Source organism: Pseudomonas fitomaticsae (genome assembly GCF_021018765.1).
Taxonomy (GTDB): Bacteria; Pseudomonadota; Gammaproteobacteria; order Pseudomonadales; family Pseudomonadaceae; genus Aquipseudomonas; species Aquipseudomonas fitomaticsae.
Window position 1 is genome coordinate 734,235 of sequence record NZ_CP075567.1, and the last position, 12,351, is coordinate 746,585.

General features: G+C 60.6%; 9 protein-coding genes. 4 read left to right on the forward strand and 5 right to left on the reverse strand.

Going from position 1 to position 12,351, the window contains the following annotated elements:
• The first annotated feature begins 149 nt into the window (after positions 1–149).
• The 3 genes from KJY40_RS03265 (at position 150) to KJY40_RS03275 (ending at position 3,499) form a co-directional block, all read left to right on the forward strand.
• The gene (locus KJY40_RS03265) at positions 150–2,165 is read left to right on the forward strand and encodes a type VI secretion system Vgr family protein (RefSeq protein WP_230734958.1); all 2,016 of its coding nucleotides are present in this window, start codon (positions 150–152) and stop codon (positions 2,163–2,165) included.
• Complete coding sequence (locus KJY40_RS03270) at positions 2,155–2,862, forward strand: DUF4123 domain-containing protein (RefSeq protein ID WP_407681984.1); 708 nt, start codon at positions 2,155–2,157, stop codon at positions 2,860–2,862. The genes KJY40_RS03265 and KJY40_RS03270 overlap by 11 nt, the downstream gene beginning before the upstream one ends.
• 319 nt (positions 2,863–3,181) lie before the next feature.
• Positions 3,182–3,499 (forward strand): hypothetical protein, encoded by a 318-nt coding sequence (locus KJY40_RS03275; protein WP_230734962.1) that lies wholly within the window; start codon positions 3,182–3,184, stop codon positions 3,497–3,499.
• Between the two features lie 73 nt (positions 3,500–3,572).
• On the opposite strand, the gene KJY40_RS03280 is transcribed toward KJY40_RS03275, so the two are convergent.
• Positions 3,573–3,986 (reverse strand): hypothetical protein, encoded by a 414-nt coding sequence (locus KJY40_RS03280; protein WP_230734964.1) that lies wholly within the window; start codon positions 3,984–3,986, stop codon positions 3,573–3,575.
• Positions 3,987–4,108: 122 nt separating this feature from the next.
• Here KJY40_RS03280 and KJY40_RS03285 point away from each other — a divergent pair, with 122 nt between their 5' ends.
• Positions 4,109–4,948 carry a 23S rRNA (adenine(2030)-N(6))-methyltransferase RlmJ gene (locus KJY40_RS03285; RefSeq protein ID WP_064382876.1) on the forward strand — a complete coding sequence of 280 codons (840 nt, stop codon included), beginning with the start codon at positions 4,109–4,111 and terminating at the stop codon, positions 4,946–4,948.
• A 49-nt stretch (positions 4,949–4,997) separates the two neighbouring features.
• On the opposite strand, the gene msrA is transcribed toward KJY40_RS03285, so the two are convergent.
• The 4 genes from msrA to aceF form a co-directional block, all read right to left on the reverse strand.
• Positions 4,998–5,663 carry a peptide-methionine (S)-S-oxide reductase MsrA gene (msrA, locus tag KJY40_RS03290; RefSeq protein WP_007952303.1) on the reverse strand — a complete coding sequence of 222 codons (666 nt, stop codon included), beginning with the start codon at positions 5,661–5,663 and terminating at the stop codon, positions 4,998–5,000.
• Between the two features lie 105 nt (positions 5,664–5,768).
• Positions 5,769–8,465, reverse strand: a complete 2,697-nt coding sequence (locus KJY40_RS03295; protein ID WP_230734966.1) for a putative bifunctional diguanylate cyclase/phosphodiesterase — start codon at positions 8,463–8,465, stop codon at positions 5,769–5,771.
• 238 nt (positions 8,466–8,703) lie between these two features.
• Positions 8,704–10,101, reverse strand: a complete 1,398-nt coding sequence (locus KJY40_RS03300) for an alkaline phosphatase D family protein (protein ID WP_230734968.1) — start codon at positions 10,099–10,101, stop codon at positions 8,704–8,706.
• 279 nt (positions 10,102–10,380) lie between these two features.
• Positions 10,381–12,345 carry a dihydrolipoyllysine-residue acetyltransferase gene (aceF, locus tag KJY40_RS03305; RefSeq protein WP_085608458.1) on the reverse strand — a complete coding sequence of 655 codons (1,965 nt, stop codon included), beginning with the start codon at positions 12,343–12,345 and terminating at the stop codon, positions 10,381–10,383.
• Positions 12,346–12,351: the final 6 nt, after the last annotated feature.

Genomic DNA, 12,351 nt, shown 5'->3' on the forward strand with positions numbered 1-12,351 from the left:
CTGAAGGAAATGTCTGTAGTCGAATGCGCCGATTTTTGAAGGGGAGGTCGAAGTTTCAAGTAGGGGAAATCTGATTTTTCAGTCACCCAACCTGCACCCCATGCCCCTCATGCAGAATCGCCCGCCCTCAATCTGCAGAGAGACATCGGATGTTCGCGCCTGCCAATCAACCGCGTTTCACGTTGACCGTCGAAGGCGCCCAGTTTGACCTCAAAGTCCTTGAGTTCACGGGCAAGGAAGCCATCAGCCAACCCTTCCGCTTTGACCTGGAACTGGTCAGTGAGCGGCCGGATCTGGATCTGGAAAGCCTGCTGCACTGTCAAGCGTTTCTGAGTTTTGATGACGACGGTTCCGGTATCCACGGTCAGATCTATCGGGTCGGGCAGGGGGATTCCGGCAAGCGTCTGACCCGCTATCACGTCAGTCTTGTTCCACGTCTGGCCTATCTGGGGCATCGGATCAATCAGCGGATCTTCCAGCACCAAAGCGTGCCGCAGATCGTGACGCAGATCCTCAAGGATCACGCGATCCTGCGCGATGCCTTCGAATTTCGCCTCGGCAGCGACTACCCGCCCCGTGAATATTGCGTGCAGTACGCCGAGAGCGATCTGGCGTTCATTCAGCGGCTGTGTGCCGAAGTCGGCATTCACTTCCACTTCCAGCACAGTCCGGACGGCCATCTGTTGGTGTTCGGCGACGATCAAACGGTGTTCCCACGTCTGGCCGAGCCGACGCTGTACCTGCCGGGCAGCGGCATGGCTGCGGCGGCACCGGCGATCAAGCGCTTCACCGTACGGGTTGAAACCCGCACCAGCGTGGTCACCCGACGTGATTACGACTTCACCAAACCACGTCTGCCGCTGCAGAGTTGGGTGGAAAGCGAACAGCGCCCGGTGCTGGAGGATTACCATTTCCCCGGCCAGTTCACCGATCGCGCCACTGGCAAGCAACGGGCCCAGCGCACGCTTGAGCGGCATGTCGCCGACTACCGTCAGGCCGAGGGGCGCAGCGATCAATCTGCCTTGATCAGCGGACATTTCCTGCAGCTGATCGAGCATCCGCGCCAGGATTTGAATGACCTCTGGCTCCTGACCTCGCTCGAACACCATGGCCGGCAGCCGCAAGTGCTGGAGGAATCAGTCACCAGCGATGGCGACGAATTCCAGGGTTACCGTAATACCTTTCTCGCCACGCCGTGGGACGTGTTCTTCCGCCCGCCGATGGGCCCGGAAAAACCACGGATGCTCGGTTATCAACCCGCCGTGGTCACCGGCCCGCAAGACAGTGAAATCCATTGCGACGAGTACGGCCGGGTCAAGGTGCAACTGGCCTGGGATCGCGACGGCGAACTCAACGAGCATTCCAGCTGCTGGCTGCGGGTCGCCAGCGGTTGGGCTCATGACCGTTATGGCAGCGTGCTGATACCACGGGTCGGCATGGAAGTGCTGGTGGGTTTCATCGATTCCGATGCCGACAAACCGCTGGTCATGGGCTGCCTGCCGAACGCAGCGACGCCGGTGCCGCTGGACCTGCCGGCTGACAAGACCCGCAGTATTTTCCGCAGCCAGAGTAGTCCCGGCGGCGGAGGCTACAACGAATTGCGCATCGAGGATCGCAAGGGCGCCGAGGAAATCTACCTGCGGGCCCAGCGAAACTGGACGCAGCATGTGTTGAATGATCAACAGGTGCAGGTGGATAACCAGCGCAGCATTGTCGTCACCGGCCTCGCCAAACATGAGTTGAAAGCCGATGAACAGCGCATCACCCACGGTCAGCGTCAGACCGAAGTGAAGCAGGACGACCATCTTACGGTGACCGGCGACCGGCACATCCGCGTAAGCAATCAGGCGATCAACGCCAGTGCGCAATTCCACGTCAGCGCCGGCCAGCAGGTGGTAATCGACGGCGGGGCGAGCGCGACGATTCAGGCGGGCGGGCAGTGGATCAACATCGGCCCCGGCGGGATCTTCAGCAGCGTGCCAATTGTGGTGGGTGGCGCGCCGATGGCGGCGATGAGTGCTGCGCCGATAGTGCCGGGGTTGCCGGAGAAACTGGTGGCGGCACCGGCTGCGATTCTGACTGCTGCGCAAATCATGAGCCTTAAAGGAGATGCGCCGTTCTGCGAAGAATGCGAGCGCTGCAAGGAGGGTGTCTGTGCAGCCTGATCAATGGTTGAAGGATGTGCCGCTGAAGCCGTCTGAGCAGTTGTTCGCAATTTTCAGTAGCGCCAGTGCGTCAGAGCCGCTGAAGGGCTGGCCTTCGAATGCGCAGATGCCGAAACCGGTCTGGGCGGAAACGATTTATGCCGAGTGGGATGCGGTGATGCCCTACGTGGGAATCGTCGAGGCAGGCAGTGAGTTTCTGGATTGGGTGGCGACCACGGAGTCTCGCGACTGGGGTTGGCTGGCGGTTTCTTCGGCGGGGCTTGAGGCGGTGGTCGAGCACTTTCGTAGTTTGACCCAGGTGCTGATGCCGGACGGGAAAGCGGTGTTCTTCCGGTTCTGGGATGGGCGGTTTTTGTTGCCGATCCTTGAGTCGTCCGAGGTGGATGCCGGGCAACTACTACCGGTTCTCACGCGAGGCTTGATCAACGGTCAGGCCGTTGAGATCGGGGGAAGGGCGCGGGTCTCGGGGCGGGAGTTTCCTTGGTGGTCGGTGCCGGAAAAACTGCTGGCGCAATTTGGCGATGATGCCCGGATCAACAACGCCTTGCAGTGGCTGAGCGAGGAGCAGCCGGTGCTGTCTGAGGCGTTTCCTGCCGATGTCTTGCGCTGCAAGGTTGTCAGGTTTTTTGCAGTTTCGGCGTCGGACGAATCGTCGTCTTCGGCGTTGCTGGACTACTTGCGGGACGAATCAGAGTGAAATTTCCGGGCAAAGGCTTCGGACGTTTCCTGCGAGTTGCGGCGGTTTGCATGAACTGGTGGGCGCGGTGGTGCGGGGATAGTCTTTTGGCTGTCACCGCAAATTCGGTGACAGGGCGTGGAAGCCCTTTTATCGTTAGGCGCGTCAAGCTGCACCAGTCAGACGTTTTTGTCGTTTGAGTTTTTGGTGGCTGTGCGCGGGGCGCTTTCGAGTGCGCCGGGTGCCTAACGTCTCGGTCTTCCACACCTGCGTACAGCCGCCACCTAATGCGTGGAAGTGAGAGTTGGCGGCTCCATCCAATACGTTAGGAGTTAGTCCAGTGCCAACATTGAAACCCGATCCACCCTACGAGCCTTTCATCCCTCACCCCAACAACCGCCTCATGGCGCTGACCAGCAACTGCAACGACATGCCCACCCTGTTCATCGACACGCACGCCCCGCTCGATGTCCTGATGGACGCCGCCAACTACCGCATCCGCGCCGTGATCCAGGTCCTGGAAAACATGTGCATGCGCGGCTCGGTCGAGTGCGACTCGATCATCCTCAGCGACTTCGCCCAGCTCTGCGTGATTCCACTGCGTGACGGCTGTGATGTGTTGGATGTGATTGGCAAGCGACTACGCACGCAGGCCTGACAGTCCCTGCAAACTCCCTCGCCAAAACAGCGAACTCAAAGGATCGTCGAATGTAGCCTCTGTCGTCGGGTGATCATTCTGAGATGTAAGCGTCTTGGGTCCTGATGAAGCTGTCGAAAGCGTGGGAGTTGTAAACCTCAAGGCATGCGTAAAACACGACTTTCCGATTCGAGTGCTGGCTGGCCGAGGATGTCTGATCGTAGGCCGCGAGCACGTAGTTTTCGGTTTCTTTGTAAGGATCGTGCACGACTTGCAGCGTGTCCTCATTCTGAACAACGGTGTGCAGGCCTTTGCCCATGAACGAGTAGGCTCCGGCGGACAGACCGATATCTTTTTCCAGAGCAGATTGTTCTTTGAATGGCGCCAGGATGCAGTGGCTCAAACCGTAGTTCTTCAGATTCTGGCGTGACTGTTCGGTGTGTTCTTCGCCAGCGAAGGCGTGTAATGAACCCGGCAGGCACAGGAGGGCAATGATCCGGCGGTACATGATTTTCAGACTTCCTGTCAGGTGGTTGCGGCCAGTGTAACGCCGGGAACGCCCACTCAGCCCCCAACCCCTGACTTGCCGCCCGGTAAAAGGTAAACTTCACGGCCCTCGCAGGAGCAGCCATGAATTATCGTCACGCCTTCCATGCCGGCAATCACGCCGATGTGTTCAAACACCTGACCTTGACCCGCCTCATCGCCCTGATGTCGCGCAAGGAGCAGCCGTTTGCCTATCTCGACAGCCACGCCGGCATCGGTCTGTATGACCTGCAGGGCGATCAGGCCAACCGTACCGGCGAGTACCTGGAAGGCATCGCGCGGTTGTGGGATCAGCCGGATTTGCCGGCGCTGACCGCGGACTACATGAAAGTGCTGCACGAGATGAACCCGGACGGCCAGTTGCGCTATTACCCCGGTTCGCCGGAGCTGGCGCGACGTCTGACCCGTTCCCAGGACCGGGTGTTGCTCAACGAGAAGCACCCGGAAGACGGCGTGCTGCTCAAGGACAACATGAAGGGCGACCGTCGTGTGGCCGTGCATCTGGGGGAGGGCTGGCATGTGGCGCGGGCGTTGCTGCCGGTGGCCGAGAAACGTGCGGTGATGCTGATCGACCCGCCGTTCGAGAAACTCGACGAGATGCAGCGTTGCGCAGCGTCCTTGAAAGAGGCGATCTCGCGCATGCGCCAGACCGTGGCCGCGATCTGGTATCCGGTGAAGGATCAGCGTGCGCTGCGTCGTTTCTATCAGGATCTGGCCGGCACCGGTGCGCCGAAGTTGCTGCGGGTCGAGCTGCTGGTACATCCGCTGGACACGCCGAACAGCCTGAACGGCTCTGGCCTGGCGATTGCCAATCCGCCGTGGGGGCTGGAGGAAGAATTGCGTGAGCTGCTGCCGTGGCTGTCCAAGAAACTTGGGCAGACCCAGGGTGGGTGGCAGATGGACTGGTTGATCGCCGAGAGCTGATCAACCGTCAATCGCTCCCGCACATAGCGCGGGAGCGATCAGGGCGGACTTAGTTACCCGCCAGACTCGGTGGCATGCAAACGCCGGTGCCGCCAATCCCGCAGTAGCCTTCCGGATTTTTCGCCAGATACTGCTGGTGATAGGTCTCGGCGAAGTAAACGGTCGGTGCCTGTTCAATCTCGGTGCTGATTTCACCCAGACCCGCCTTCGACAGCTCAGCCTGATAAACAGCTTTGCTCTTCAGCGCCGCATCCAGTTGCTCCGGATGGGTCGCATAGATCACCGAACGGTACTGAGTGCCGATGTCATTGCCCTGGCGCATGCCCTGCGTCGGGTTGTGCAATTCCCAGAACATCGCCAGCAGCTCTTCGTAGCTGACCTTGGCCTTGTCATACACCACCAGAACCACTTCAGCGTGGCCGGTCAGGCCCGAGCAGACTTCTTCGTAGGTCGGGTTCGGCGTGTAACCGCCGGCGTAACCGACCACGGTGCTGACCACGCCTTCGCGCTGCCAGAAGCGGCGTTCTGCACCCCAGAAGCAGCCCAGGCCGAAGATCGCGAAGTCGACGTCTTCGAAAAACGGGCCGAGCAGCGGCGTGTCTTCGAACACGAAGTGCTTTTCAGGCAGGGTCATTGCGGTTTCGCGGCCAGGCAGAGCTTGTTCTTTTGTCGGTAGCACGTTTTTGTTCACCAGAATTTCCGAGCGCAGAACCATGATCGTTCCTCTCAGTCAGGATGGGATGTAAAAAGTCTGACCGCCAGTGTGCCCAATGATGCCCGGTTAATCACCAGGCAAAATGTGAGGATAGTGCCTTGTGGGTTACAGACAGAGCGGGCCGCGCGGGTAGCGCTTGAGCGCCTGGATCAGCTCGGCGCCCGGAATCGGCCGGTCGAACAGGTAGCCCTGGCCAACGTCGCAGCGGTGCCGGCGCAGGAACGCCAGCTGCTCGGCGGTCTCGATGCCTTCGGCCACGACCTTGAGTTTCAGGTTGTGAGCCATGGCGATCACGGCGGAGGTGATTTCCATGTCGTCCTGGTTGTCCGGGATTTCATGGATGAAGCTGCGATCGATCTTGATGATGTCGATCGGGAATTTTTTCAGGTAGCTGAGCGACGAGTAACCGGTGCCGAAGTCGTCCATGGCCAGGGTCAGGCCCAGACGCTTGAGCTGGTCGAGCTGCAAGTGAGTGTCTTCTGTGGCTTCCAGCAGCAGGCCTTCGGTCAGCTCCAGTTCCAGCAGATTGGCCGGCAGCGCTTCTTCCTTGAGGATGTTGGCGATCGAGGCCACCAGATCCGGGTCGGAGAACTGCTTGGGCGACAGGTTGATCGCCACTTGCAAATTGCCCATGCCGGCGGCGGTCAGCGCCTTGCTCATGCGGCAGGCCTGGCGGGCGATCCACTTGCCGATCGGAATGATCAGGCCGGTTTCCTCGGCGACGCTGATGAACTGGTCCGGGCGGATCATGCCGCGCTCCGGGTGATTCCAGCGCAGCAGCGCTTCCATGCCGAGCAGGCGACCGCTGCGCAGGCACAGCTTCGGCTGGTAGAACACGTCCAGCTCGTTCTGGGTCAGGGCGCGGCGCAGGTTGTTTTCGACGAACAGTTTGTAGCTGGCCTCGGCATTCAGCGCTTCGGTGAACACCTGCACCTGATGTTTGCCGTTGGCCTTGGCCTTGTGCAGGGCCAGACCGGCGTTGCGCATCAGGGTCTGCGGGTCGCGGCCGTGCAGCGGCGCGCAAGCCAGGCCCACGGAGCCGGTGACGCTGATCAACTGGTTGTCGACGAACATCGGTTTGTCGAGGGTCATCAGCAGCTGGCTGGCGATCTGTTGGCCGGCTTCGAGGTCGGTGTTGTCGAGCAACACCGCGAATTCATTACTGGCGAACCGCGCCAGGCTGCCGCTCGGGCTCAGGCTGTTGCGCAGGCGCCGGGCCAGACTGATCAACAGTTTGTCGCCGGTCTGGTGGCCGAGGCTGTCGTTGATCCGCTTGAAGTTATCGATGTCTACCAGCAGCAGGCTGATCGGGGTATCGCTATCTCGGGCGAAGCGTTCATCCAGATTGCGGATAAATGCAGGCCGGTTGCCGAGGTTGGTCAGGTTGTCGGTGTAGGCCAGGCGCTCGATGCGCTGCTGCGCCAGTTTGGTCTGGGTGATGTCTTCGTAGATGCCGATGTAGTGCGTCAGCTCACGGTTGTCGCCGTAGACCTTGGAGATCGACAACTGGCCCCAGTAGGGTTCGAGGTTCTTGCGGCGGCTCTTGAATTCGCCCTGCCAGCTGTTGCTCTTGGCCAGCGCCGAGGGCGCGTCGAACAACAGCTCGCTGAGGTTTTCCAGGGCCGGCAGTTCCGACAGGCGCTGGCCGTGGACTTCCTCGGTGGTGTACTGGGTGATCGCGGTGAAGCTCGGGTTGACGTACTCGACCACACCGTCGCAATTGACCAGCAAAAAGGCGTTGGCGCTTTGTTCGACCGCGCGCTGGAACAGGTGCAGGGCGCTGGTGGCGGTGCGGCGGTTGTGGTTGTTGATGACCTGGGCGAACTGGTCGGCCAGCTCGCCGGCAAAGGCGATTTCGTCGGACTGCCAGGCGCGGGTGACGCCGGTCTGCTCCAGGCACAACACGCCGACCACCTGGCCGTCGACGCGGATGCTGGCGTCGAGCATGGCGTTGACGTCACGCGGGCGCAGGGCCTCGGCCATCTCCCGGGTACGCGGGTCGCGCATCGCGTTGTGCGCGTCGATGGCGCGGCTGCCGTGCAGCGCGTCCATGTAATCGGGGAAGCCGCTGACGTCGATCACCTCCGGCAGAATGTATTCCTGAGTGGCGCGGTGGTACGCCGAGATCGGCACCAGCTTCTGGCCTTCAAGGTTCCACAGGCTGGCGCAGTCGATTTCGTAGATATCGCAGGCGCAGCGGGTGATCAGTTCGGCGGCTTCTTGCAGGGAGTTCTGGCTGCTGTAGCGCTGGCGAGCCAGCAACAGGATCAGATCCTGCTGGGCGCGCACCCGCTCCAGATGTTGCAACTGTTCTTGCTGGGCGCGCTGATTGAGCTCGAGGGCGATTTGCAGGCGCGAGTTCTGGGTCTCAAGGTCGACGGACGGCAGCGCTGGCGCCTCGTCAAACACATCGTCGACCGCCAGCAAGTAACCGCGCAGCAAGTGGCGGTTGTGCTGTTTGTAGGCTTCACCCAGTTCAAGAATGCTCAGTACGCCGGCGGCGGTGTGCAGGGTGTAGCGCACCAGATAATGGGGGCTTTCGCCAAGTTGTTGCTGGATCGCGTCGTGCAGCTGATAGCGCGCTTCGGGTTCCATCAGGCTGGCGTAGGGCGAGCCGACCAGGGCGCAGAGTTCGACGGCGGGCTGGCCGAACTGGCGTTCGCAGTTGGGATCGAGAAACAGCATCGCCCAGCTGGCTTCATTCAGGCGCTCGAAACGCAGCATGCCGAGCCGCGAGGGCACAGGCAACTGCGTCACTACCTCGGCCACCATACGGCTGGCGGCATCGGGTTGGCTCTTCATGAAGGGAACTCGCTTGGAAATTTGCTGAACGCGCCGGGCTCTCGCCCTCTTTACTGTTGCCTGCGGCAAGGTTGCATCATTGCGGCACCGACTGACAAGAGACATGAAGGCCAAGTGCTATAAGAATATGTCGGCTGCAGTGAACATTTCTCCAGCACTGGCCGGAAACTAATGCGATCAAGCGCGGAGATGCCCGTTCCAGAGCCTTTCGGCATCCGGAACGGTCGTGCCGCTGGATTCATCGCAACGGGATATCGATGGATTGCAGGTGCCGGCCATCGCGGTCGTGATAGTTGACCTGGATCCGTCCTGCCTCGACCACCATGTGCGCAAAGTTGTCCTGGCTGATGACCTGGCTGGTCAGCGAATGCCGGTATTCACCTGCCTCGGTCTGCGCCAGCGGCTGGTCGAGCGTAAAAGTCGCGGTGGTGGCGTAGGGCAGCAGTTTGCTGTTACTCAGCGGCGAGGACACGACGGTGTGCACCTCAAAGTCCGGGTCTTCGCTGTGGCTCAGGCGACTGGTCAGCGAGCCATGCACATCGCCGGAAATGAACACGACGTTCCTGAGCCGATGCCGGCGAATGATTTCCAGCAGGCGCAGGCGCTGTTCGGGGAAGCCCGCCCAGGCATCATCGCCGTTCATTTTGCGGTCGGGGTAGAACATGACGCTGGTGACTACGAACTTGACCCGCGCCGGGCTTTCGACCAGCCACTTGCACAAGGCCTGTTCCTGTTCTTCGTCGAGGATGCGGCGGTTGTCGTTCGACAAGTTGCGGCGAGTTCGACTGTCCGTCACAAACCATTCGATATCGCCGTCGCTGAATTGATACCAGTAGTGCTTCAGTGAAGTGCGGTCGATTGTGCCGTTAGTTGTTATCGAGCAGATTGGACTATGACTCGCTTGATAAATATCGTAAGCCGCCATTGCGTTGCGATAGAGACTTTCATCGGGCTCGTTGGCGTTCATGGGCCAGTTATCTTCTATTTCATGATCATCAAGAATCATGTAAGTCGAAGTCTCCGACATCAGTCGTCGAATATTAGGCAGGGAAAACGCCGCACGGTACTTTGCAATGAAATCGTCATAGTCGCGATCCGGGGCGAACAGGTTCAAATCGTCTGCGTAGATCTGATCACCGCACATCATGATCGCGCTGATCGTCGGTTGTGCGCCCTCGATCAACTGGCTGATGGACGCGAAGATCCGATCGCCCAGATGCGGAAGCACCGGGATGCCGGCGGTCATGCGCAGATAGCGGCAGGAGCCGAGGATGTAGGCGCGCGGCTGTAAAGGCTGATGGCTGCGGGTGCGCAGGCGATACGTCTCCCTTGGCCATTGCAGCGGCAACTCCGCCACGCTGTGAATGGTGTGGACGGGGCTCATCGGGCTGAACCAGCCGGTCTGGTATTCGTAGTCGGTGTCGGCTTGCAAATGATCGAGCACCAGTACTTCAGTCATGTCGCGAGTTGAATCAAGTTTTACAAACTGGCCAGTCTGCCATTGTTTCGTATCCAATATCCGATAGCGAATGCCGGCAAATACGGCAGCGTTATGTTGCAGTCCGCCGCGAATAAAGATTCGCGCCTGATTAGTTGTTGTGTGGCCAACGATCGGGCCGACAGTAGGTTTCAGCATGTTCGAATCCATTCGAATAAATGTTGGTGATGAACAAAGTTGCCACGCTTTGTTGGTGCAACTTTAATACATCAAGGTTAGTTGCCTGTTGCTGAAAAATATCGACAGGTAGTGGACTCAAGTCGTGGCCTATATCAGCACAAGTTGTGGGAAAAGTTCGGGCGGTAGTTATTTCAGGCAAAAAAAAGCCCCGCCAAACTGACGGGGTTGAGGTACGAGCGTGTGGCGCTCGAAAACGTGGGACACGGTCGGCCCTCCGTTGCCGGAGGGCCGAGCGCTTTACAGCAGGATGGTGCGGATGTCCGCCAGCAGGTCGCTCAGACGCTTGGTGAAGCGTGCAGCAGCGGCGCCGTTGATCACACGGTGATCGTAGGACAGCGACAGTGGCAGCATCAGTTTCGGCTGGAAGGCTTTGCCGTCCCAGACGGGCTGGATGGTTGCCTTGGAAACACCGAGGATCGCCACTTCCGGCGCGTTGACGATCGGCGTGAAGCCGGTACCGCCAATGTGGCCGAGGCTGGAAATGGTGAAGCAGGCGCCTTGCATCTCGTCCGACGAGAGCTTCTTGGTCCGGGCTTTTTCAGCCAGGGAAGCGGCCTCGGCGGCCAGTTGAAGCAGGCTCTTCTGGTCGACGTTCTTGATGACCGGTACCAGCAGGCCATCCGGGGTGTCCACGGCGAAGCCGATGTTCACGTATTTCTTGCGGATGATCGCCTTGCCGCTTGGTGCCAGCGAGCTGTTGAAGTCCGGCAGTTCCTTGAGCAGGTGCGCGCAGGACTTGAGCAGCAGCGGCAGAATGGTCAGCTTGACGCCGGCCTTCTCTGCGACAGCTTTCTGTGCGGTGCGGAACGCTTCCAGCTCGGTGATATCCGCCGAGTCGAATTGCGTTACGTGCGGCACGTTCAGCCAGCTGCGGTGCAGGTTGGCGGCGCCGACCTGCATCAGGCGGGTCATCGGCACTTCTTCGATTTCGCCGAAACGGCTGAAGTCGACGACCGGAATCGGCGGGATGCCCGCGCCACCGGTGGCGCCAGCGGCAGCGGCCGGCGCTTCCTTGGCCTTTTGCATCATGGCTTTGACGTAAACCTGCACGTCTTCTTTCAGGATGCGACCGTGCGGACCGCTGGCACCGACAGCGCTCAGCTCGACGCCGAACTCGCGAGCCAGTTGACGCACGGCAGGGCCGGCGTGAACTTTCGCACCAGGCTTGGCTGGAGCGGCAACCGGAGCGGCAGCAGCAGGTGCAGCGGCCGCCGGAGCAGCAGCGGCCGGCGCCGGAGCGCTCGGAGCAGCAGCGGCAGCTGGAGCCGGGGCTGCAGCCGGAGCGGCGCCTTTGACTTTCAGCTTGAGGATCAGGTCGCCGGTGCCGACTTCGTCGTCCAGCTTGATGGAAACGCTTTCCACCACGCCAGCGGCAGGCGACGGGATTTCCATGCTCGCCTTGTCGGATTCCAGAGTGATCAGCGACTGGTCGGCTTCAACGCTGTCGCCAGCCTTGACCAGCACTTCGATGATCTTGGCCTTGCCGGCCGAACCGATGTCCGGAACGTGGATGTCCTGAACGCTGTCGGCAACCGGTGCAGCTGGCGCGGCGGCCGGTGCTGGTGCAGCGGCAGCGGCTGGAGCAGCAGCCTGGGCCGGAGCGGCTGCAGCAGGGGCCGCAGCACCCGCCACTTCCAGATCCAGAATCAGGTCGCCGGTGCCGACTTCGTCGTTCAACTTGACGCTGATGGCCTTGACCACGCCAGCGGCAGGCGAAGGGATTTCCATGCTCGCCTTGTCGGATTCCAGGGTGATCAGCGACTGATCAGCCTCGACGGTGTCGCCGACCTTGACCTGGATCTCGATGATCTGGGCCTTGCCCGACGAACCGATGTCCGGCACGTGCACTTGCTGAACCGAAGCGGCAGCCGGAGCTGCGGCTGGCGCAGCCGGTGCAGGAGCAGCGGCCGGTGCAGCTTCGGCCTTGGCGGCAGGCGCAGCAGCCGGAGCAGGGGCCGCTTGCGCGGCGCCCTCGACTTCCAGCTCCAGCAGTTCGTCGCCTTCTTTCAGGCGATCGCCCAGCTTCACTTTCAGGCTCTTGATGACGCCAGCCTTCGGGGCCGGCACTTCCATGCTGGCCTTGTCCGATTCCAGAGTCAGGATGCTCTGGTCGGCTTCGATACGGTCGCCGACCTTCACAAACAGTTCGATTACTTCACCTTCACCGCTGCCGATGTCAGGTACGCGAATGAGTTCGCTCACAGAGTT